The organism is Streptomyces sp. NPDC101132, assembly GCF_044759225.1.
Taxonomy (GTDB): domain Bacteria; phylum Actinomycetota; class Actinomycetes; order Streptomycetales; family Streptomycetaceae; genus Streptomyces.
Window position 1 is genome coordinate 37,686 of record NZ_JBIVYX010000018.1, and the last position, 20,664, is coordinate 58,349.

Genomic DNA, 20,664 nt, shown 5'->3' on the forward strand with positions numbered 1-20,664 from the left:
TGTGGCTACCGGCCGGGTCCTCCCTTCCCCCCGTCCTTGCCACCCTTGCCCTTGTCGGGTTCACCGCGCCGGTTCTCCAGCGTGACCGTGATTCCCGCCTCGGCGTTGTCGCCGGTGAGGACGTAGGCGCCGCTGACGGGGTTGTCCGGCAGCCGGTACCCCTCGGGGACGGCGGTCTCGCGCAGGTAGTACGCGCCCAGGACGAGCCCGGTGAAGTCGCAGCGGCCGTCGCTGCCGGTGGCGCAGGCCGGACCGACCTTGGTGTCGGCCCCGTCACCGGCGGTCTGCAGGCCGGGCCGGTCGTTGCTCTCACGCCACAGTTCGAACACGGCACCCCTCAGGACCCGCCCGGAGTGGGCGTCCTTCTTCAGAATGCCGATCCTGCCGCGCGTACGCTGGTTGGCGAGGGTGACGGTCACGCCCTGGTCCGCCTGCTGGGCGGTGAGACGGTGCGGGCCGCTGACGGCCGGGGCGAGCAGCTGGTAGCCCTCCGGTGCGCGGGTCTCCTGCCAGTAGTAGTCGCCCAGCGGCAGGCCGCTGCGGCTGCAGGTGCCGGAAGTTCCAGTCGTGCACGGTTCACCGACGCGCGTGTCGGGGTCCTCGGCGGTCTCCTGGAGGCCGGGCCGGCCGTTGGTCTCCCGCCACAGTTGGAAGACCGCTCCGGGCAGCGGGCGGCCCGTCTCGCGGTCGGTCTTGACCACGCTCACCGAACCGGTGCGGGGGTTGTTGTCGACCGTGAGGCTCACGCCCGCGTCCGCGTTGTCCCGGGTGAGGTCCAGCGGACCGGAAACCGCCGGGGCGGGTGGCACGTACCCGTCGGGTGCCTGCGTCTCCTCCCAGTAGTAGGTGCCGAGCGGCAGGCCGGTGACCCGGCACGCGCCGTCCGATCCGGTCGTACAGCGCTCGCCGACACGGGTGTCGGGATCGGCTCCACTGGTCTGCAGACCGCGCTCGCCGTTGGACTCACGCCACAACTGGAACACCGCCCCCGCCAGCGGCCGCGCCGTCTCGGCGTCACGCTTGATGACGCTGATGTCACCGGTGGGCGGGATGGAGTAGCCGGCGTCGTGGGTGTGGTCGTTCTCTCCCGCGCCGCCGGTACGCAGGGACTCGGTCTGGGTGGCCGGGTCGGGGTTGGAGTCCACCGACCGGTTGGGGCCGCGGTCCGGTGCCGTGGGGACCAGTTCGCCGGGGTCGGGGCGTTCGGGGATGCCGGCGGTGTCGGCGCTGGTGACGTCGTAGGTGATCCGGTAGTCCGTGCGGGGTTCGACCTGGAAGTAGTACTCGCCGCGCTGGTTGGTGCGGGTGGTCTGCAGGACGTTGCCGCGGCCGTCCTTCAGGGTGACCGTGGCGCCGGGGATGGGTTCCTCGGTGGGGCCCTGGATGCCGTCGCGGTCACGGTCGAACCAGACACGGTTGCCGATCTGCACGGGGGCTTCGTCGCAGAGCAGTTCGAGGTCGCCCAGGCCGTTGGCCTTGCCGAAGGTTCCCCGGCCCTCGTAGACCTCGTAGTCCTCGGAACCGGCACCGGTGCGGTTGTCGAACTTGCGGACGCCGCCGGAGAAGATCGTCAGTGGGTCGACGATGGTGGAGACGGTCTTGGTGAACCGCGGTGCGAACGCGAGGCCGCCCTGGAGCGACTCGGCGAGCTGGCCGAGGGTGGAGTCGTCGTAGTAGTACTCCTTGACGGTGGGCTGCTGGGGCGGCGCGCTGCCGGGGACGAAGTGGTTGGGGCAGGCGTCGGATTCGCTGTCCCACACCCAGCCGCTCGCCGTTTTGCAGACCCGGGTGAGGTCGCCCATGGCGGGGAACAGCGAGCGCTGGATGTCGTCGCCGCTGCCTTCCGGCCCGAGCGCTTCGTAGCCTGCCTGGTCGCCGAGCCGGTCTCGGAAGCCGAGCATCATCGAGCCGTCGCGGTCGAAGACGATGTCGGAGAGGATGGGCTGCGCGAAGTTGGCCTGCTTGAACCAGGCGTAGGGGTCCCAGGTCGGGAGCCAGTGCCGCCAGTGGGTGTCGCCCGCGACGGAGGCGTAGCCCATGCCGCGCTCGAAGGCGAGGTCGTGGCCGATGACCGTCGCGAACGTGGTGCCGGTCAGCTTCAGGACGTAGGCGCGCAGGTCCTCGTCCTTCTGAGAGGCCTCTGCGGTGCAGGTCCCGCCCACGTATACGGCGCCGTCGCGCATGCCCAGCCCGAAGGGCCGCCAGTCGCCGGCTCCTCCGGGGCAGCCGGGGTCCGGAATCGGGATGGTCTGCTTCGGCGCGGCCGCGGGACGGCCCGGCCCCGCGCCGTCGGTGTCGTACACGAACAGGGTCTTGGCCTTCAGGCCGACCACGTACAGGGTGCGGCCGTCGTCGGCGAGGTCCAGGTCTCCCAAGCCCTCCTTGCCGACCGCGTTGTTGATCTCCAGGGTGTCGCGGGTGAGGTCTGCCGAATGCCGGGCGTCACCGGCGTCGGGGACGGTCGCGAACAGCGAGGTGCGTTTCGTGGCACGGTCGACGACGTAGATCCCGCCCGGTCCGGCCGGCCCGTAGGGCATCAGGCGCTTGGTCAGGGCGCCGGCGAAAAGCTGGTCGGTGTCCCGGCGGTGCGCCAGACCGTAGGTCGCCCCGATCTGGGCGAAGGTGCTCTCGTCCACCGGCGGCGGGGTGTCACCGGTGCGGTCGTAAGGCCAGGACACGAGGGCTTTGGTCGCCACCTCGCCCGGTGCGCTCTGGTGGTGGCACGGTGTGGCCAGGTCCGGATTGGCATCGCAGAAGTCGGCAGGGGCGTGCACCGCGGTCAGCACCTCCGCGTTTCCCGCGGTGACGTCGACGAACTCCACCAGGGAAGACAGCGAGGGTGCCGGTCCGCCGGCTTGAGCGGGCCGCAGAAAGGCTTTGTCCGGCGGGATGAGCGCCTCGACGCGGTACCGGCCGCCGGTCAGGCCCAGAGCGGCCGGATGGAGAACGGCTTTCCCGTCGGGGCCGGTGACACCGCGCCCGGTGGTGCCGGCGGCATCCGTCAGCGTGACCGCGATGCCTTCCTCCCCGACTTCCAGGGCCGGCGTCCAGCTGCCGTCGGAATCCACATCGCGCACGACGGTGACCGTGACGGAACCCTCCGCCCGTGCCGACTGCGCCGCAAGGGCCGGCGGGGCTCCCGCCAGCGCGGGCAGAGCCAGCAGCGCCGTCAGGCCCCGCAGCCACCGCGCGGCCCCTGGGCAGGGCCGCATCAGGGGAACACTCATGTCCCTCTCTTCCATGATCATCCGGCTGTAGGAGCACAGGATCCGTCCCCACCGGCGCTCCACTGGTCCGGCGTGCTGGAAGCGTGGTGCAGAGCACCCGAATGCACGCGCGCGGAGAGCGGACGCCGGACGCCGGAAGCCGGATGCCGGAAGCCGGACGCCGCGGCAGCCCGTCACGACACGGATGGGCGTTGATGCGGCCGTTGGACTTCCACAGCTTCAAGCGGTTCTTCCCGAGGTCTTCGGCCATCAGGTCGGCCGTCCCGGTGCCGGGTTCGAAGGTGCCGTCGCCGCGGCAGCCGAGGGGCAGGTCCGGCTCCGGCGTAGGGGACCGCATGCGAGCGAGCGGGGAGCCCGGGCGGGCGTGGCGGTGCCGCGGGGCTTCGTGAATCGGGGGGAAGATCAACACCAGGCCCAGCGGCACCTGCACCGCCTCTGCCCCGTCCCCACGACGCCAACCCTCACCAGCTCCTCGACGTACGCGACACCCTGCGTGCTCCCCCCGGAACGCCTCAAGATCACGGTGATGCCCCGCTCACGCCAGGACCGGAAGGGCGGCGCGGTCAGCGTGCGGGGGCCGGGGCCGTTCTGTCGGAGCCGACCCGTTTCGACCGCCCGACCGGTGGCATCCGCGGTCCGAGGTCTGCAGTCGCGTTCCCCTCCCGGAGCGCGGGACGAACTTCCCGGAAGCCGGTGACCCCCGTGACCTTCAACCCGCTCGAACAGCGCGGCATCCCGCTGGACCGCCAGCTGCGCAGCTGGCGTGAGCTGGACGTCGCTCCGATCGATCCCGACGCCGGTGACCCCTACACCCGCTGCCGCATCATCGCGATGAACGGCATCGAGGTCGAGGCGATCCTCTTCGGGCACACCCTGGCCCGCAACTGTGTGGACCCCGAGGTCAAGCGGCAGCTGGCCCGGACCCGCTACATCGAGGCGCAGCAGCAGAAGGTCGTCAACTGGCTGCTGCCGGGTGTGTCCTCCGTGCTGGAGACGACGATCGCGTACGAGCAGGTCGCGGTCGACCTGACGTCGTGGGTGGCGCGGATGGAGCCCGACCCGTACCTGCAGCAGGCGTACCAGTTCGGGGTGCTGGAGGACTTCGACCACCTGTACCGGTACGCGAACCTCTACGAGATGATCGAGCACCGCCAAGCCGAGGCGATCGTCGACGGTCTGACCGAGGTCATGCCGGGCCGTCCGACCCGGCTGCACCACCGGGACGCGGTGGACAACGTGCGCGACGCCTACGACAAGAAGCGGACGGATCCGCTGTCCAAGCTCCACGCGCTGACCATCCTGTCGGCGGAGCAGCAGACGATGAACTTCTACATGAACACCGGTCCCACCTACATGGAGCCCATCGCACGGCAGCTCTACCAGGAGATCGGTCTCATCGAGGAGGAGCACGTCACCCACTACGAGTCCCTGGTCGACCCCGGCGAGACGTGGTGGGAACAGCTCGTCAACCACGAGTACAACGAGTGCTACCTGTACTACTCCTTCATGGAGCAGGAGAGCCATCCCAAGGTCAAGGCCGTGTGGGAGCTGCACCTGAACATGGAGCTGGAGCACCTGCGCATCGCCTGCGACCTCATGCGGCAGCAGGACGGGCGCGAACCGGAGGAGATCCTCGCCCCGCAGCTGCCGAACGTGCTGGCCTTCGAGCCGAACAAGGAGTACCTGCGGGAGCTGCTGGCCACCCAGATCGACCTCACGACCCTCGGGGCCGGTTACGTCCGCGAGGCGCACGAGCGTTTCGAGGAGATGCAGGCACGGGTCCACGGCGGGGAGGCACCGCCGAGCGACCGGGTCATCGAGCAGCACCGGGAGATGTTCGGCGGGGACTACCGCGTCGAGACCGAGGGGCCGCACCCCGACCGGTCACAGCGCGCATGACCGCGCCCCGGACCCGGCCGGCCGGACCGTGGCCACGACGCGGTCGGCGGCGCAACGCACACCCCGCCTTCTCCAGGAGGAACCCGTGACGGACGTGCGGCACGAAGACGAGCAACCCGGTGACCCGGCGGCCGGCGAGGACGTGGTCGCCCTCCTGATGCGCCAGCACGGGGAGATCCACAGCCTCTTCGACGAGGTGCGGCTGAGCGAGGGCGACGCCCGCAAGGACGCCTTCCACCGGCTGGTGCGGCTGCTGGCCGTTCACGAGACGGCCGAGGAGGAAGTCGTACACCCGCATGCGCGCGGCGCGTTCGACGGCGGGGAGGAGGTGGTGGACCAGCGTCTCGCCGAGGAGAACGCGGCCAAGGAGACGCTCTCGGCCCTGGAGGACCTGGACACCGGCGACCCGAAGTTCATGCCGACACTGCTCTCGCTGCGCGACGCCGTCCTGGTGCACGCCCGCGCCGAGGAGCGCTACGAATTCGCCGCGCTGCGCCGCAGCAGCTCCCCGGCCCGGCTGATGGCCATGGCCAAGGCGGTCCGTGCCGCGGAAAGCGTGGCGCCGACCCACCCCCATCCCGGAGTGGAGAGCGCGACGGCCAACCTGGCCCTGGGGCCGGTGGCTGCCCTGGTCGACCGGGCGCGGGATGCCGTCCGCGGGGCCATGGACGAGGACACGGGCCGGGAGGGCTGAGGGGGCGTCTCGGGGTGCGCCTGCGCCGGGACGCTCGGTCACGGTTCGACGAGGACCGGTGCCAGTCGTCGGATGGGCGGGTTGCGGGCCGGAACCTGGGCAGGGGCAGTCCGGGCGGGGAATCTCGAACCTCTACTTGACCAGGAGGAGCCTTGAGTGACTTCCAGGAATCGAGCCGCCGGCAGGACAGCGGTACGTCCGCGGTGGCGCAGACGGCGCAGGACAAGGCGAGCGAGGGTGCCGCTCTGGTGGGCAGCAAGGCCGCCGAGACAGGTGCCGCGGTGAAGGAGCAGGCCGCCAACGTCGTTGGCGAGGCCGCCTCCCAGGCCCGTAACCTCGCCGGCGACCTGCGCGAACAGCTCCAGGGGCAGGCACAGGCCCAGACCCAGAGCCTGGCGGAGAACCTGCGCCGGCTCGCGGAGGAGCTGAGGGAAATGGGCGAGAGCAGCCCGCCCGATTCCACCATGGCCGGAGTGGTCCGGAAGATGGCCGACGGCGGCAGGCAGGCCGCCGACCGCATCGAGCAGCGCGGGCCCGGCGGTCTGGTCAGCGACCTGCAGAGCTTCGCCCGCCGCCGGCCGGGCGCCTTCCTGGCGGGCGCGGCCGTCGCCGGGTTCCTCGTCGGTCGGGCCGAGAAGGGACTCCTCGCGGCCGCCTCCGCCGACAACGGCAAGGGCAACGGCGACGGCGACGGGGCGAGTACGGCGCGATGGGACCGGACCGAGGGTTTCGCTCCTCCCGCCGAACCCGCCGGCATACCGGCCGGCTACGACGACCCGACCGACGCCTACGGCCAGTCGCAGCCCCCGCACGTGGTCCCGACACCGGCCTCCTACCCCCCGGCCGGCGGTGCGCAGCCGGGCGGAGGGATGTGACCCATGGCCACCGCCTATCAGGAACGGCCGACGCACCACGCCCCTGTCCACCGGAAGGCTCCCGAGCCGTCGGTCGGTGAGCTGGTCGAAGCGATCGGTCGCGATGTGTCCGGTCTCGTGCGCACCGAGATGGAGCTGGCGAAGGCCGAGCTGGCACAGGAATTCACCAAGGCCGGCAAAGCGGGCGGAATGCTGGGCGGCGCCGGCTACGCCGGGCACATGGTGATGCTGTTCGGCAGTCTCACCGCCGTCTTCGCGCTGGCCAGCGTGATCCACATCGCCTGGGCCGCGCTGATCGTCACCGCGCTGTGGGCGGCCGTCGGCGCGGCGCTCTTCGTGAGCGGACGGGCAGGCTGGCGCAACGTCCACTTCAAGCCCGAACAGACCGTCGAATCGCTGAAGGAGGATGCGCAATGGGCCCGACACCCGACGAGCTGAGGACCGACGCGGCATCCCGGCGCGCGCACCTGGCACGCAACGTGGATGCCCTGGCCGACAGGATGACCCCGCGCAGGGTGGCCCAGCGCAAGGTCTCGTCCATGCGAGACCGGGCCGGCGGAGTGAGGGAGCGTGTGATGGGCACGGCACAAAGCACGGCGCACGGCGCTTCGGAAGGGCTGAGCCAGGCCACCGGCGCCATCGCGGAGACCGCCAGGGACGTCGGCGGGACCGTGGGCGAGACCCTTCAGCAGGCGCCCTCGCAAGTCAAGCGGCAGACCCAGGGCAGCCCGCTGGCCGCCGGGCTGATCGCCTTCGGCGCCGGGATGCTCGCGGCCGCCCTCCTGCCCACCACTGAGGCCGAGGAACGTGCCGGTCAGCAGCTGAAGGAGCACTCCGGAGAACTGCTGGAACCCGTCAAGCAGACGGTCGTCGAAGCGGCCCAGGAGATCAGGGAAGAGCTGCAGGAGCCCGCGGCCCAGGCCGTGGAAGCGGTGAAGAGCACCGCTCAGGACGCCGCGGAAACCACCAGGGACCAGGCCCAGAGCGCCGGTCAGGAAACGGCGCAGGGGCTGCGCCGGGTGGTCCAGGACGCCGCCGAAGACGTGCGCCCCACCCCCGGTACGTCCAGTTCTCCCTGAGCCCGTCCTCCATGAGGACGGGCGCGGACACGGCCCCCGCGGCCGCGTCCGCGTGCCGCTGCCCTCCCGGGGCGGAGCCCGAGCCCGATGCCCGTCCCGGAGGCAGCGTGCCGTGCTTTGCGCGGTCAGGGGGTGTTCGCGTCGAAGAGGGCCTGTGCGGTCGGGCCCGGCCCCTCCCCCGGCCCTGCGCCCACGCCCTCATCCCCCTGGGCGGGGCGCGCAGGGGTGTGCGCGGGGGCGCGGGGAGAGTCGTCGGGCAATCCGACGGTGGTGCCTTCACCCGAATGCGTACGGCGTGGGGCGGGCGGGTCGCGTCTTGGGAGCGTAGACAGGTTCGGTGGCGCGGTGGCTGCGCCGGTCCGATGCCCGTGTGCTCGTTCCTTGTGGAGAGGCCTGTCATGGCGATGACGTCGACCGAACCGGTGGCCCCCGTTCCCGTGCCGGGGCGTTCGCCGGGGCAGGTGATCGTCAGCTGGATCACCACCACGGACCACAAGAAGATCGGGCACCTGTACCTGATCGCCTCGTTCCTGTTCTTCATCGCCGGCGGGATCATGGCGCTGCTGGTGCGGGCGGAGCTGGCCCGGCCGGGCCTGCAGATCCTTTCGACCGAGCAGTACAACCAGGCCTTCACGCTGCACGGCACGGTCATGCTGCTGTTCTTCGCCACCCCGACGTTCGCCGGGTTCGCCAACGCGATCATGCCGCTGCAGATCGGTGCCCCGGACGTGGCGTTCCCACGGCTGAACATGCTCTCGTTCTGGCTGTTCCTCTTCGGCGGGCTGCTGGTCATGGCGTCCCTGCTCACCCCGCAGGGAACCGCCGACTTCGGCTGGACCGCCTACACCCCGCTGAGCGACAACGTGCGCACCCCGTTCATCGGCGCCGACATGTGGATCATGGGCTTGGCGCTCTCCGGGTTCGGCACGATCCTCGGCTCGGTCAACTTCGTCACCACGATCATCTGCATGCGCGGGCCGGGGATGACGATGTTCCGCCTGCCGATCTTCACCTGGAACATCCTGCTGACCTCGGTGCTGGTGCTGTTCGCGTTCCCGGTCCTGGCCGCGGCCCTGATGGTGCTGGAGGCGGACCGGAAGTTCGGGGCCCACGTCTTCGACCCCGCCAACGGCGGACCGATCCTGTGGCAGCACCTGTTCTGGTTCTTCGGCCACCCCGAGGTCTACATCATCGCCCTGCCGTTCTTCGGCATCATCACGGAGATCATCCCGGTCTTCTCGCGCAAGCCGATCTTCGGTTACGTCGGGCTGGTCGGCGCGACCCTGGCCATCGCGGGCCTGTCGCTGACCGTGTGGGCGCACCACATGTTCGCGACCGGCGCCGTACTCCTGCCGTTCTTCTCGTTCATGACGTTCCTGATCGCCGTGCCGACGGGGGTGAAGTTCTTCAACTGGATCGGCACGATGTGGAACGGCTCGCTCTCCTTCGAGACCCCGATGCTGTGGTCGATCGGCTTCCTGGTGACGTTCCTGTTCGGCGGGCTGACCGGCATCATCCTCGCCTCGCCGCCCATGGACTTCCACGTCACCGACAGCTACTTCGTCGTCGCGCATTTCCACTACGTCGTCTTCGGAACCGTCGTCTTCGCGATGTTCGCCGGCTTCTACTTCTGGTGGCCCAAGATGACCGGCACGATGCTCGACGAACTCCTCGGCAAGATCCACTTCTGGACGCTGTTCATCGGCTTCCACGGCACCTTCCTGGTCCAGCACTGGCTCGGCGCCGAAGGCATGCCCCGCCGGTACGCCGACTACCTGGCCGCCGACGGGTTCACCGCCCTGAACACGGTCTCCACCATCGGGGCGTTCCTGCTCGGCGCCTCGACACTGCCGTTCTTCTACAACGTGTGGAAGACCGCCAAGACCGCGCCACGGATCACCGTCGACGACCCCTGGGGCTACGGCCGTTCGCTGGAGTGGGCGACCTCGTGCCCTCCGCCGCGGCACAACTTCGTCACCCTGCCCCGCGTCCGCTCCGAATCCCCCGCCTTCGACCTCAACCATCCCGAGATCGCCGCCCAGGAATGGACCGGCGAGCACGGAGAGCGGGACGTGGTGGACGAGCCGGGGGCACGGAAGCTGCCCGGCGGCGGCCAGGGTCCTTCCGAGCGGTAGGCATCCTCGTGGACCGTGAGGACAGCACGGCGGGCCTGGCCCGCCTGGAGGGGTACCTGATGAGCCAGGCAGCCCTCCACGACGCCCGGCTCGCGGGCGACGCCTTCGCCCGCGACCTGACCTGGCTCGGCCCGCACGAACAGGCCGAGGTCTCCCGCCGGTTCGCCGACCACCACCTGGCCCTGCGGCGCGAGATGCTGCACACCGTCATCGCCAGGGCCAGGGAACTGCGCGCCGAGTACAGCAGGCGCTACCGCCTCCTGCGGCGCCGCACCCTGGGGCTCGCCCTGGCCGGCGTCGCCGTCCTCGTCACCACCACGGCGTGGATCGATGCCGTGAGCTGACCTCGGGGAGGGAGTCGCCTCGGAACCGGGCGCAGTACGCGCCGGAACTCATCGGGCTCGCAATCGAAGGGGCATCAGGAGCAGGGGGTTGCCGGGGGTTGCGGTGGCGGGTACGTGGGGCGGCAGTTGGCGCACTTGGTCGATGGCGGCCATGACCTGTGCTCTGGCGGACGCGGGCGGCGGCTGGGAGCCGGCTGCGGCCAGAGGGGCCGCGGCGGCCTCGAATGCGGCGGCTTCCTGCCCGCAGGCCTGGCAGGCCCGGAGGTGGGCGTCGAGGGTTTGGCGTTCGCCGTGCTCGCGGGTGTGGGCGGCGGCCAGGGTGTGGGCGTAGGTGGCGTGGTGTTTCACGTGATCACCCCCATGCGGTCGCGGAGCCGGTTGAGCCCGTCGCGCATGCGTGCTGGATGACGGGAAGCGGTGTGCGCCACGATGCCGGTGAGGTCGCCGCGGGCAGCGTCCGGGGGACGGCCGGTGTGCGCCTGCGAGGCTCCGGCTGGGGCCGGCAGGCGAAGCGGCCGCCCGGTGCGGCCGTCGGGGGTCGAGGCGTCCATCGCATGCCGCTCCTCGTGTCGTGGCCGCGCGGGCCGGACCGCCGTCGAGGGCGGTCCGGCCCGGCATGCCCGTGCATCTGTCTCGCCTGTTCTTCGTTGCCGCCGGACCCGCGGATGGTGGGGCGTCGTCACCCGCGCAAGCCGGAACCCACCCTTTGGAGGGAACCGGCGGGAGGGGGCCAAACCGCCGCGTGGGCTGTGGCGAAGAGCGGGTGTGAGGGAGACCGAGCTTCACGGGATCCCTCACCGGCCGCGCGGGACCTCCGTACGGCCGGACACCCTCACGGGAGGTACGAAGACATGGTTGATGTGCGACGAGGTCTGGCCGTGGCCCTGGCAGCGGGCGCGATCCTGGCGGCCGGCGCGTCGGCGGCCTCTGCCGACGCAGGCGCGCAGGGCGTGGCCGCGTACTCGCCGGGCGTGGCGTCGGGCAACCTCATCCAGGTGCCCATCCACATCCCGGTCAACGCCTGCGGCAACAGCGTCAGCGTGATCGGGCTGCTGAACCCGGCCTTCGGCAACACCTGCGTCAACGCCTGACCGGCCCCGCCGGCAGAAGCTCCGGTCGGCGCCGTCAGGACGAGATGGCGCCGGCCGGTCTCCCGACCCGGCACGGGGTCCTGGGATGCTGCGTGTGACTCCCGTGCCGGGCGGGTCGGCTGCGGGTGGCTGTCGGCGCCACCCGCAGTACGCCCTTTCACCCGTGCTGCCAGGTGAGGACGGCGACGACCTGCTTCCCGCAGCCCGACCGGCTGACGAGCAGGTCCGCGCCGAGTGCCCGGACGATGTCCAGACCGCGGCCGCCCGGACCGGTCCGCCGCGGCCCGCCCTGCGCGTTCCGGTGGAACCGGAACCCCACGAGGCCCTGACTCGGGCTACCACTTGTCGTGGCAGTTCCAGTGGGCGGGAACCCAGTGACTGGCGTGGTGGCCGGGCACCCAGTGCTGCTTCCAGTAACCCTTGCCCCACCAGCCGTCATGCCACTGGCCGTGCCGGTCCTGGTAGCCGTGGTGCCAGGTGCCCTGGTGCCACTTCCATTCCCAGTGCCCCTTGACCCACTTCTCGGCCCACTGGCCCTTCACCCAGTCGCACCGGTCGTGACGGTCCCACCGGTCGTGACGGTGGTCCCGGTCGTGACGGTGGTCCCGGTCGCCGGTGACCGTCGCGGGCGCCGCCGACGGCGCCGACGCCGCGTTCGCCGTGGCGGAGACGCCCAGCACGGACGCACCGGCCAGCAGTCCGGCCGACGCAGCCCCGGCCACCAGCCTGCGCACGTTCAGGTATGCGGTCATCGCACTCACCTCCCTTGAATCCAGTCGCTCGTGGAACTCGGTGTGCTGCGGGTCCTTTCAAGGGCCTCACGCGAAGGATTCGATACAAACCGTGACAAGGATTGCGTTTGGTATGTGCACCGGGAGAGTCGCCCGGTGGGCTGGCACCGGCCCGCTCCGGCCTGCGTGGGAGGGCAACACCCGTGAGGGGTTCACTCTTCCGGAGGTCGCACCAATCCGCCGGACAAAGGCTGCCGAATGCGGGGTGTGAGCAGCTTCCGCAGCACCCTCTCCCGGGCCGCAGTCGGCGCGCTGACCGGGGTTCTGGCCGCATTCACGGCACTGGCGGTGGCCGAGCTGGTCGCCGGGCTGGTGCGTCCGGCGGCCGGGCCCGTGACGGTCGTCGGAGGCGCGGTGATCGACCGGACCCCCTCCGCGGTCAAGGACTTCGCGATCCGCGCCTTCGGGGAGAACGACAAGACCGTCCTGCAGCTGGGAATCCTCGCCGTCCTCGCCCTCGTCGCCGTCGTCCTGGGCGTCCTCGCCCTGTCCCATCGCCGAGCCGCCGCAGCGGGCGTGCTGCTCTTCGGGATCGTCGGCTCCGCCGCCGCCCTCAGCCGCCCGGACTCCACCGGCATCGGCGACGCGCTCCCCTCGATCGCCGGGGCCCTCGGTGGTGCCGTCATCCTGTACGTGCTCGCGTCGCAGGCCTCTCCCGCCGCCACTGCCGTCGATGGGAACCGCCAGGCCGGTGCCGAAGGGTGGAACAGGCGCGGTTTCCTCGCCGCGGCCGGCGTGACCGCGGTGGCGGCGGCCTCGGCCGGGGCGTTGGGCCGGTACGTCACCGGGCGCCGGGGCCGGGGTGCGGTCGCCTCCCGCAACAGCCTTGCCCTGCCGCCTCCTTCATCCCCGGCACCCGCGCTCCCCACGGGCGTCCAGCTCAGGGTCGCCGGCATCAGCCCCTTCACCACCCCCAACGCCGACTTCTACCGGGTCGACACCGCCCTGACCGTTCCCCGAGTCGACGCCGGAACCTGGCGGCTGCGCGTCCACGGCAAGGGCGTCACCCACCCCGTCACCTACACCCTCGACCAGCTCCTGGCCCGCCCCCTGATCGAACGCGACATCACACTGACCTGTGTCTCCAACGAGGTCGGCGGCCCTTACATCGGCACCGCCCGCTGGCTCGGCGTCCGCCTCGCAGACCTCCTTCGGGAGGCGGGAGTCCGGCCCCCGTCCCAAGGCGGGAAGGCGGACCAGCTGGTGGCCCGCTCCGTGGACGGGATGACCCTCGGATCCCCGGTCGAGGACGTCATGGACGGCCGCGACGCGATCCTCGCGGTCGGCATGAACGGCGAACCGCTTCCCTTCGACCACGGCTTTCCCGTCCGCATGCTCGTCCCCGGCCTGTACGGGTACGTGTCGGCGTGCAAGTGGATCACCGACATCGAGCTGACGACCTTCGACACGTACGACCCGTACTGGGTCAAGCGAAAGTGGGCCCGCCGGGCACCGGTCAAGACCCAGGCCCGCATCGACACCCCCAGACCGTTCGCCCGCCCGGTCGCCGGCACTCTCACCATCGCCGGCGTCGCCTGGGCCCAGCACCGCGGCATCACCCGCGTCGAGATCCGCATCGACGACGGCCCCTGGCAGGACGCCGACCTGGCCCCGCAGGCCACCATCGACACCTGGCGCCAGTGGTCCCGCCCCTGGAAGGCCACGCCCGGCGGCCACACCATCACCGTCCGCGCCACCGACGGGACCGGTCAGGTGCAGACCGAGCAGCGCACGCGGACCATCCCCGACGGAGCGAGCGGCTGGCACAGCGTCTTCGTCACCGTCCCCTAGAACCCGCCCGACGGCAGGCCCTCGGGCAGCACCACCGGCCAGCCCAAGCAGCTGGAGAACGGCAGCTTCGAGACCCTGCAGAAGGGCACGGTCACCACCACGGGCTCGGGCGAGTCCTACACGGTCAACGACACCGCCAAGGTGGTCTGCGGCAACGTCAAGACCGCCAACGCCAACGTCTACATCATCGACACCGTCCTGATGCCCAAGTAGCCGCATCAGGGAAGCGATCCCGTAAGGTGCCGGATCGGTCAGTCGAGGACGGCGATCGCCTCGATCTCGATCAGGTGCTCGGGAACGTCCAGCGTCGCGACGCCGATCAGGGAGGCCGGCGGCACCGGTTCGAGCCCGAGCCTTCCGGCCGCGCGGGCCATGCCGTCCATGAGCTGGGGCATCTTCTCGGGGGTCCAGTCGACGACGTAGACGGTCAGCTTCGCCACGTCGTCGAAGGTGCCGCCGGCCGCGTCGAGGGCGGTGGCGACGTTCAGGTAGCACTGCTCGACCTGGGCGGCCAGGTCGCCCCGGCCGACCGTGCGCCCGGCGGGGTCCCAGGCGACCTGCCCGGCGATGAAGACCATCCGTGTGCCCGAGGCGATCGCGACCTGCCGGTAGGCGTCGACGGTGGGCAGTCCTTCGGGGTTCACCAGGGTGACGGCCATGTTGTTCCTGCTCCTCGTGGTCTCTTGTGGTTACTGGGAAACCGTAGGAGAGTGGCGCTCTACCTGGAAGAACGCACTTTTCGGTGACGGGGGAACCTCATGGTGACCAAGCAGGTCAGAGACTCGGGCTCGGCCAAGGACGATGCGGATGTGACGCGGGCGGACTCCCTGGCACGGGAGATCTTCTCCGACATCGCCAACAAGTGGGCGCTGCTGATCATCGAGGCGGTGGGCGACGGCACGCTGCGGTTCACCGAGCTGCGCGACGAGGTCGAGGGCATCAGCCACAAGATGCTGACCCAGAACCTGCGCCTGCTCGAACGCAACGGCCTCGTGGAACGGACCGTCCACCCCGTCGTGCCGCCGCGCGTCGAGTACACCCTGACGGAGCCGGGCCGGGCCCTGCGCGCGGCGGTCGACGGCATGTGCGACTGGACCCACCGCCACCTCGCCGACATCGAAACCGCCCGCCGCCGTTTCGACACCGCCTGAGCAGACGCCTCGTCAGAAGACGCCGAGGACCCGCAGCACCGGCGGGGGCCCCGTATCCGGCACAGGGGCACCGGGTGGGTCTGCGCAGGCGCCCCACGAGCTGCGAAGCCGACGGCGTGTGCACGACGACCCCGGCGGCCTGACAGGCGCCGGGGTCGTTCCGTCTGGGCGGCCGCGGCCCGCGCGGTCGGGGTCATTCGGGGCGGCCGAACCGACGGGTGGCGTAGAGCAGGGCGAGGGCGCCGGCGGTGAGGAGGACCGCGGCTTCCAGGAGGAGTGGGGGCTGGTGGCCGAACCATTCGATGCCGACCGTGGTCGTCTGTTGGGGCACGCGCAGGTTGATGGAGCGGCGCAGCAGGTCCACGCCGTAGGCGAGGGGGTTGAGGGCGGGCAGCCCGCGTGCCCAGCCGGGGAGGCTGTCGAGGGGGAAGAAGCCTCCGGAGAGGAAGAGCAGCGGCATCATCACCAGGCCGAGGAGCATGTGGAAGAGTTCGGCCCGGCCGAGGCTGACAGCGAGGGCGAGCGCCAGGGCGGTGATGGTGAAGGACGCCAGGATCATGCCGGCGAGCAGCAGGGTCAGCAGCAGCGGGTCGTAGGGCAGGCCGACCGCGCCGGCGAGGGCGAGGAGGACGGCGCCCTGCACGGTGGCGACCACGGTGCCGCCCGCGCAGTTGCCGAGGAGCAGGGTGGCGCGGCTGACCGGGGCCATCAGGAGTTCCCGCAGGTATCCGGTCTGCCGGTCGGTGATGAGGCGGATGCCCACCATGATCGCGGGGCTCTGGACGGTCATCATCAGCATGCCGGGGAAGAGGTAGACCTGGTAGCCCACGCCGAGCGTCGCGGTGGGGATCAGGGCGGCCAGTCCGCCTCCCAGGATGAACAGGTACAGCACCGGCTGGATCAGCATCAGGGCGGAGTGGGTGCGCTGCAAGGACAGGCGCAGCAGGTCGCGGTGGACCAGGGCGTGGACCGCGCGCAGTTCCCGGCGCAGGCGGGCCGGGGGTGCCGGATGCGTGTCGGCGCGGCCGGCGGGGTTTCCCGGGGCGGTGACGGCAGGGGTGTTCACGGGCCCTCACCCGCCGTCTTGGGTCCTGCGGTGTGGATGCTGCGGCCGGTGTGGTGGAAGAAGACGTCGTCGAGGGTCGGCGGGGTCGCGGAGGCGGCCCGGACGGGGATGCCCTCCGCGGCGAGAGCCGCGCACAGGCGGGGGATCCAGGCGCTGCCGTCGGGCAGGCGCAGGCTGATCCCGTCGGCGCCGAGGTCGGTGCGGGTGCCTGGCGGGGCGGCGCGGCGCAGGACGCGGTCGGCGGCAGGGTCGTCGTGCGTGCGCAGGACCACCCGGTCACTGCCGATCGCGGTCTTGAGGGCGGTCGGCGCTCCCTGTGCGACGAGGCGGCCGCCGTCGATGATGGCGAGGCGGTCGCAGTTCTCGGCCTCGTCCAGGTAGTGGGTGGTGACGAAGAGGGTGGTCCCCTGCCGCTCGCGCATGTGGCGCAGGTAGTCCCAGACCTGGGCGCGGGCGTGGGGGTCGAGTCCGGTGGTGGGCTCGTCGAGGAAGAGGACCTGCGGCTCGTGGAGGAGGCCGCGGGCGAGTTCCAGGCGGCGGCGCATGCCGCCGGAGAGGGTGCGGACCGGGGCCCGCCGCCGGTCGCCAAGGCCGATGGCGTCGAGGGTCTCGGTGGTGCGCCGGTGGGCGTCGCGGCGGCTCATGCCGTACAGGCGGGCGTGGACGCGCAGGTTCTGCTGCACCGTCAGTTCCATGTCGAGTGCGCTGTGCTGGAAGAGCATGCCGACCTGGCGGCGGACCTGGCCCGGGTGGGTGAGGACGTCGACGCCCGCCACCGTGGCTGTGCCGGCCGTGGGGCGGGCCAGGGCGCACAGGAGGGAGATCGTGGTGGACTTCCCCGCGCCGTTGGGGCCGAGGAACGCGAAGGTCTCGCCCTGGTGTACGTCGAGGTCCAGGCCGCGCACGGCGTGGGTGACGCCACCGTCCGGGCCGGGGTAGCTCTTCACCAGACCGCGGGTGCTGATGGCGTACGGCCCCCGCGATGCGGGCCGTGCACCGTCCGGGACCGTGGCGGGGGCCGGCAGGGGCGCCCGTGCGGGGGCGTCGGCACCGGCGTGCGGCTGCATGGTCACTGGGGTCCTCGTCTGCTGGGTGTCGTCCACGGACTCGGGCGCGCAACGGGTCGCAGGGGCGGTGCTCGGGGCGAGTACGGCGTGCTGCCCGGAGGCCGGGGCCGGCACGCTCCGGCCGGTGGCTGCCGCGGGGCGGCCACCGGCCGGAGGTCGGCCGGTTCCCTCGTGCTGCCCTGATCGACTGGCGATGCGGGTGCACCGGGTGTTGTGGCCTACGGGTGACCGGCGTTCAGTGCCTCGTCAACAGCGGAGCGGTTGTCGGGGCCGCCGGCGGTACTCGGATCCGTCCGGGCTACGGCCTGGTCAGGCGCAGCTGATGCCGACGCAGACGGTGTTGAGGAGCGTGAGCAGGCCGACGCACGCGCACGTGTCGGCGAACGCGGCCCCGTCGGCGCCGATCGGGTCGGTCTCCGGAAGGGCGTGCAGGTGAGCCAGCAGTTCGAGGTCGCGGTTCTCCATGACTGTCTCCTTGCTCTTCGTGGTGTCGACAGGGGTTCCTGTCAGCCCGGCCGCTGGATCATCCAGAGCCGGGAGCTCGGGTGGCGGGTCCGCAGGAGGAACGCCAGGATTCCTGCGGACCCGTCGCTCCAGCCCGTCGAGACGTCCCCGTACTCGTTGGGGAAGACGACGTGGCCGTCGCGGTGGATCTGTTCGGCGGTGATCAGGCGGGCCAGGGCCTCGGCCGACGCGCTGTGGGCGGGGTCCCCCGTGGCGGTGGCCATGTCGAGGAGGAAGTCGCCGTTGCCCGCCAGGCCATGGCATTGGCCGAGGGGGGCGCGGGAGGCGCGCTCCATGACGGCCCTCGTCGCTCCCCCGGCCAGGTCGCCGTACCGATCGTCGCCGGTGGCCTGCCACAGCCGGAGCAGGAAGGAGCCGATTCCCGCCGAACCGTGGCACCAGTACGGGGCGGTGGGCACGTCGCCGGCTCGGGACGGCCACTGTGCCGCCTGGGAGACCGTCAGGGAGGCGGCCACCAGCGCGTCTCCCGCGGCCAGGGCCGTGTCCAGGTATTCCTGCCGGCCCGTGACGGCCGAAGCGGCCAGCAGGAAGCATCCGATGCCGGCCGTCCCGTGGGCGAAGCCGAGATAGCGTTCTCCGGTGCTCCCGGTGACCACTTCGGGAGGCGCCGGCCAGCTGACACCGGACGGCTCGGGTGTCGCGGCGGCGATGAGCGCGTCGGCCGCCTCGACGACGCGTTCGGCGAATCGCTGGTCTCCGGTGCGGTGCCAGAGGTGGGCGGCGGCCAGTCCGCTCCCCGCCCGGCCGTGGGTGATGTCGTGGTGGGGTGCCGGTTCCTGGGGGGCCAGGGCCAGGGCCGTCGCGTGTTCGATGAGCACGCGGTCGTCGAGGACGCGGCCTGCTTCGTACAGCGCCCACGCGGTCCCCCGGCCGCCGAAGTGCAGGCCGGCCCGCGTGGAGCGGGTGTCCGTCCGCGCGGCCATCCAGTGTCCCGCGGTGGAGAGCACCTCCGGCAGGCGCTGGTCACCGGTCAACTCGAAGTACCGGGTCAGGACCGCGAGGACGCCGGCGGCGCCCTGCTGCACCGTGCAGGGATCGCTCTCCCCCGCTTTGGTGGACACCGGCCACAGGCGTCGTTCGTCCCGCGGGGTCATGGAGCCGATGAGGTGGTCCACGATGCCCGCCACCGCGCCCTGCGTCGCATCGGAGCGCGGGGTCCGCTCGGCCGGGGCCGCGGTGACCCGGCCCGGGCGGCCCCGTACCGCCCGGCGGAGGGCCGCTCCGGCCCGTTCGGGGTCCCAGCGCTCGGCGGGATCGTCGCTCATCAGGCCGAGGATCATCTCGGTCAGGCCCTCGGGCAGCCGCAGTACGTCGTCGCAGGCGGCCAGCCACCCGGCGAGCCGCTCGTGCGCCGTCCTGGCCGCGGGCTCCTCGGCCAGCAGGCTGGGGACCTTGCCGGTGAGGACGAAGCACACCGCGGCACCCAGGCTGTAGTAGTCGGCCGTCGGCGAGACCGGCGCGCCCGCCAGCCGCTCGGGGGCGCTGAAGCCGGGTGTCCCCACGGTGGTCGGTAGCGGGACGTCGTCCTTGAGGACGGCGAGCTCCAGGTCGATGAGGCGCAGTTCACCGTCGGGCCGGACCATGATGTTGCCGGGCGTGAAGTCCCGCAGGACGCAGCCCTGGGCGTGGGCCGCGGCGAGGAGGTCCACCAGACGCCCCGCCTGGGCCAGGGCTTCGGCGCGGTAGCGCTCGCCGCCGACGTCGCGGAAGCGCTCGGCGACCCAGTTGCGCAGCGGGAGACCCTGGACCTCCTCCTCGGCCAGGAAGAGGTGTCCTCCGTGCTCGAACATCGCCAGGAGCCGCGGGGCGAGCCCCGTGCCGTCGAGGAACTCCAGTGCCCGGGCCTCGACGCGCAACCAGTCCCGCACGTCGGATCCGGAGGCGTCGGCCTCCACGTGCGGCCGGGCCTCCTTGATGACCACCGGCATGTCCGTGGTGACGTCCGTCCCCCGGTAGACACCGCCCTTGTTCGTGTGACGGATCGCCTCCCGTACCGAGAAGCGGCCGCCCAGCAGCACCGGGTCGGCGGTGGCCCGCTCCGCGGCCGGCGGGGCGGGCACGGAGGCCGGGAACGGGCTCACCGCCCAGGACGGCGGGGAGTAGCGGCCGGTGCGGACGTCTTCCACGGGGTTGCCGTCGGGGTCCTCCATGTACCACACCAACAGGCCCGAATCGGAGAGCCGTTGGCGGCCGACGAACGCCCCGTAGCGGTAGTGCACCAGGCTGTTCACGACGTAGGGGTGGTCCGAGAGGATGCGTGGACCGGCCAGTCCCGCCGTGGCCCGGTGGAGCTCCAGCGCGATCGCAGCCGCTTCGGCGTCGGAGCGGGGGTAGACGGTGATGAACTTGCCCGAGCTTCCCCTCGGCGTGGCGCGGGAGTTGAGCGCGCTCACCTGCTCCAGGGACCGGGCGAACTTGAACGTGCAGTCCCCGAGCAGCAGCACGTCCAGGGAACGGGCCAGCACCGCGGGAGCGGAGGTGGACGTGGCCGACACGTGCAGCTTCCAGCCCTGGTCGGGCTGCGTCGCGGAGGCGGGTGTGAGGCGGCACCACATCGCGTCCGTGTCCACGGTCCACCGCGTGGTCTGTCCCGTGGCGTCCAGCGACCGGTCCAGCAGGTCCCGGAGTTCGACTTCGCTTGCCTGGCTCGTCATGCCCATCCCTCTCCACCGTGTGGACCGCGACTGGACTATGCCTTCGGAACATATAGACGGCGCGTGCCCGACGTCACCCGGCGCAGCGAGCGCACTGTGTCGTTGGCGGTGCCTCGTGGTCTCGAAAGGCGCGGAGAACGGAGTGCGCGCGGGCGCGGCGGATCCGATGTGAACCGTGCACACGCCTTCGTGTCCGAACAGCGTTGGCGCTGGAGTTCGGTCGCGTGCGAGGCATGGACGGCTGAGCCCGGGAGGTCCGTGGCGGATCTCCCGGG

At 71.6% G+C, this 20,664-nt stretch carries 20 protein-coding genes and 2 pseudogenes; 12 read left to right on the forward strand and 10 right to left on the reverse strand.

The window, feature by feature from the left end; genetic code table 11:
- Positions 1 to 5 precede the first annotated feature (5 nt).
- Positions 6 to 3,227, reverse strand: a complete 3,222-nt coding sequence (locus tag ACIQUR_RS31310; RefSeq protein ID WP_403671623.1) for a collagen binding domain-containing protein — start codon at positions 3,225 to 3,227, stop codon at positions 6 to 8.
- A gap of 702 nt (positions 3,228 to 3,929) precedes the next feature.
- On the opposite strand from ACIQUR_RS31310, the gene ACIQUR_RS31315 reads away from it, so the two are divergent.
- The 8 genes and pseudogenes from ACIQUR_RS31315 (at position 3,930) to ACIQUR_RS31350 (ending at position 10,253) form a co-directional block, all read left to right on the forward strand.
- Positions 3,930 to 5,126, forward strand: coding sequence for a hypothetical protein (locus ACIQUR_RS31315; RefSeq protein ID WP_403671626.1), 1,197 nt, complete (start codon positions 3,930 to 3,932; stop codon positions 5,124 to 5,126).
- A gap of 85 nt (positions 5,127 to 5,211) precedes the next feature.
- Entirely contained in the window at positions 5,212 to 5,820 is a 609-nt protein-coding gene (locus ACIQUR_RS31320) for a hemerythrin domain-containing protein (RefSeq protein ID WP_403671629.1), read from the forward strand.
- Positions 5,821 to 5,972: 152 nt separating this feature from the next.
- On the forward strand, positions 5,973 to 6,695 hold the full coding sequence (locus tag ACIQUR_RS31325; RefSeq protein ID WP_403671632.1) for a hypothetical protein: 723 nt from the start codon (positions 5,973 to 5,975) through the stop codon (positions 6,693 to 6,695).
- A 3-nt stretch (positions 6,696 to 6,698) separates the two neighbouring features.
- Positions 6,699 to 7,133, forward strand: a complete 435-nt coding sequence (locus ACIQUR_RS31330) for a phage holin family protein (protein ID WP_403671635.1) — start codon at positions 6,699 to 6,701, stop codon at positions 7,131 to 7,133.
- Positions 7,109 to 7,189: pseudogene (locus tag ACIQUR_RS31335) on the forward strand (DUF3618 domain-containing protein); the annotation flags it as partial. The gene ACIQUR_RS31330 and the pseudogene ACIQUR_RS31335, both read left to right, overlap by 25 nt.
- 81 nt (positions 7,190 to 7,270) lie before the next feature.
- Positions 7,271 to 7,774 carry a hypothetical protein gene (locus ACIQUR_RS31340; RefSeq protein WP_403671925.1) on the forward strand — a complete coding sequence of 168 codons (504 nt, stop codon included), beginning with the start codon at positions 7,271 to 7,273 and terminating at the stop codon, positions 7,772 to 7,774.
- A 404-nt stretch (positions 7,775 to 8,178) separates the two neighbouring features.
- Positions 8,179 to 9,909, forward strand: a complete 1,731-nt coding sequence (ctaD, locus tag ACIQUR_RS31345) for a cytochrome c oxidase subunit I (protein ID WP_403671901.1) — start codon at positions 8,179 to 8,181, stop codon at positions 9,907 to 9,909.
- Between the two features lie 8 nt (positions 9,910 to 9,917).
- Positions 9,918 to 10,253 (forward strand): hypothetical protein, encoded by a 336-nt coding sequence (locus ACIQUR_RS31350; RefSeq protein WP_403671638.1) that lies wholly within the window; start codon positions 9,918 to 9,920, stop codon positions 10,251 to 10,253.
- A 48-nt stretch (positions 10,254 to 10,301) separates the two neighbouring features.
- On the opposite strand, the gene ACIQUR_RS31355 is transcribed toward ACIQUR_RS31350, so the two are convergent.
- A complete protein-coding gene (locus tag ACIQUR_RS31355) occupies positions 10,302 to 10,601 on the reverse strand; it encodes a hypothetical protein (protein WP_403671640.1) in 300 nt (99 codons plus the stop codon).
- Positions 10,598 to 10,804: a hypothetical protein gene (locus ACIQUR_RS31360; protein WP_403671642.1), complete on the reverse strand. Its 207-nt coding sequence runs from the start codon at positions 10,802 to 10,804 to the stop codon at positions 10,598 to 10,600. Before ACIQUR_RS31360 ends, ACIQUR_RS31355 begins: the two co-directional genes overlap by 4 nt.
- A gap of 300 nt (positions 10,805 to 11,104) precedes the next feature.
- Between ACIQUR_RS31360 and ACIQUR_RS31365 the strand changes: the two genes are divergently transcribed.
- A complete protein-coding gene (locus tag ACIQUR_RS31365; protein WP_403671645.1) occupies positions 11,105 to 11,344 on the forward strand; it encodes a chaplin in 240 nt (79 codons plus the stop codon).
- Positions 11,345 to 11,501: 157 nt separating this feature from the next.
- Here the strand turns inward: ACIQUR_RS31365 and ACIQUR_RS31370 are convergent, their stop codons facing one another.
- Together ACIQUR_RS31370 and ACIQUR_RS31375 are read right to left on the reverse strand one after the other, a co-directional pair.
- On the reverse strand, positions 11,502 to 11,663 hold the full coding sequence (locus tag ACIQUR_RS31370) for a hypothetical protein (protein WP_403671648.1): 162 nt from the start codon (positions 11,661 to 11,663) through the stop codon (positions 11,502 to 11,504).
- A gap of 16 nt (positions 11,664 to 11,679) precedes the next feature.
- On the reverse strand, positions 11,680 to 12,096 hold the full coding sequence (locus tag ACIQUR_RS31375; RefSeq protein ID WP_403671651.1) for a hypothetical protein: 417 nt from the start codon (positions 12,094 to 12,096) through the stop codon (positions 11,680 to 11,682).
- A 237-nt stretch (positions 12,097 to 12,333) separates the two neighbouring features.
- Between ACIQUR_RS31375 and ACIQUR_RS31380 the strand changes: the two genes are divergently transcribed.
- Together ACIQUR_RS31380 and ACIQUR_RS31385 are read left to right on the forward strand one after the other, a co-directional pair.
- Positions 12,334 to 13,926, forward strand: a complete 1,593-nt coding sequence (locus ACIQUR_RS31380) for a molybdopterin-dependent oxidoreductase (protein ID WP_403671654.1) — start codon at positions 12,334 to 12,336, stop codon at positions 13,924 to 13,926.
- Positions 13,927 to 13,968: 42 nt separating this feature from the next.
- A pseudogene (locus tag ACIQUR_RS31385) lies at positions 13,969 to 14,139 on the forward strand (fasciclin domain-containing protein); the annotation flags it as partial.
- A 38-nt stretch (positions 14,140 to 14,177) separates the two neighbouring features.
- Here ACIQUR_RS31385 and ACIQUR_RS31390 read toward each other — a convergent pair.
- Entirely contained in the window at positions 14,178 to 14,585 is a 408-nt protein-coding gene (locus ACIQUR_RS31390; RefSeq protein ID WP_403671658.1) for a RidA family protein, read from the reverse strand.
- A gap of 99 nt (positions 14,586 to 14,684) precedes the next feature.
- On the opposite strand from ACIQUR_RS31390, the gene ACIQUR_RS31395 reads away from it, so the two are divergent.
- Positions 14,685 to 15,077 (forward strand): winged helix-turn-helix transcriptional regulator, encoded by a 393-nt coding sequence (locus ACIQUR_RS31395; protein WP_403671661.1) that lies wholly within the window; start codon positions 14,685 to 14,687, stop codon positions 15,075 to 15,077.
- Positions 15,078 to 15,270: 193 nt separating this feature from the next.
- Here ACIQUR_RS31395 and ACIQUR_RS31400 read toward each other — a convergent pair whose 3' ends face one another.
- The 4 genes from ACIQUR_RS31400 to lanL all read right to left on the reverse strand — a co-directional run bounded on the left by ACIQUR_RS31400 (position 15,271) and on the right by lanL (position 20,389).
- Positions 15,271 to 16,143 (reverse strand): ABC transporter permease, encoded by an 873-nt coding sequence (locus ACIQUR_RS31400; protein WP_403671664.1) that lies wholly within the window; start codon positions 16,141 to 16,143, stop codon positions 15,271 to 15,273.
- Positions 16,140 to 17,210: an ATP-binding cassette domain-containing protein gene (locus tag ACIQUR_RS31405; RefSeq protein ID WP_403671666.1), complete on the reverse strand. Its 1,071-nt coding sequence runs from the start codon at positions 17,208 to 17,210 to the stop codon at positions 16,140 to 16,142. Before ACIQUR_RS31405 ends, ACIQUR_RS31400 begins: the two co-directional genes overlap by 4 nt.
- Positions 17,211 to 17,519: 309 nt before the next feature.
- A complete protein-coding gene (locus ACIQUR_RS31410) occupies positions 17,520 to 17,675 on the reverse strand; it encodes a VenA family class IV lanthipeptide (protein ID WP_164877874.1) in 156 nt (51 codons plus the stop codon).
- Between the two features lie 41 nt (positions 17,676 to 17,716).
- Entirely contained in the window at positions 17,717 to 20,389 is a 2,673-nt protein-coding gene (gene lanL, locus ACIQUR_RS31415) for a class IV lanthionine synthetase LanL (RefSeq protein WP_403671670.1), read from the reverse strand.
- Positions 20,390 to 20,664 lie beyond the last annotated feature (275 nt).

Bases quoted from the DNA above. Each gene is read 5' to 3' on its own strand.
- ACIQUR_RS31390 (WP_403671658.1), bottom strand. From the start codon at position 14,585: ATGGCCGTCACCCTGGTGAACCCCGAAGGACTGCCCACCGTCGACGCC.
- ACIQUR_RS31310 (WP_403671623.1), bottom strand. From the start codon at position 3,227: ATGAGTGTTCCCCTGATGCGGCCCTGCCCAGGGGCCGCGCGGTGGCTG.
- ACIQUR_RS31360 (WP_403671642.1), bottom strand. From the start codon at position 10,804: ATGGACGCCTCGACCCCCGACGGCCGCACCGGGCGGCCGCTTCGCCTG.
- ACIQUR_RS31405 (WP_403671666.1), bottom strand. From the start codon at position 17,210: ATGCAGCCGCACGCCGGTGCCGACGCCCCCGCACGGGCGCCCCTGCCG.
- ACIQUR_RS31375 (WP_403671651.1), bottom strand. From the start codon at position 12,096: ATGACCGCATACCTGAACGTGCGCAGGCTGGTGGCCGGGGCTGCGTCG.
- ACIQUR_RS31410 (WP_164877874.1), bottom strand. From the start codon at position 17,675: ATGGAGAACCGCGACCTCGAACTGCTGGCTCACCTGCACGCCCTTCCG.
- ctaD (WP_403671901.1), top strand. From the start codon at position 8,179: ATGACGTCGACCGAACCGGTGGCCCCCGTTCCCGTGCCGGGGCGTTCG.
- lanL (WP_403671670.1), bottom strand. From the start codon at position 20,389: ATGACGAGCCAGGCAAGCGAAGTCGAACTCCGGGACCTGCTGGACCGG.
- ACIQUR_RS31340 (WP_403671925.1), top strand. From the start codon at position 7,271: ATGGGCACGGCACAAAGCACGGCGCACGGCGCTTCGGAAGGGCTGAGC.
- ACIQUR_RS31380 (WP_403671654.1), top strand. From the start codon at position 12,334: ATGCGGGGTGTGAGCAGCTTCCGCAGCACCCTCTCCCGGGCCGCAGTC.
- ACIQUR_RS31330 (WP_403671635.1), top strand. From the start codon at position 6,699: ATGGCCACCGCCTATCAGGAACGGCCGACGCACCACGCCCCTGTCCAC.
- ACIQUR_RS31395 (WP_403671661.1), top strand. From the start codon at position 14,685: ATGGTGACCAAGCAGGTCAGAGACTCGGGCTCGGCCAAGGACGATGCG.
- ACIQUR_RS31365 (WP_403671645.1), top strand. From the start codon at position 11,105: ATGGTTGATGTGCGACGAGGTCTGGCCGTGGCCCTGGCAGCGGGCGCG.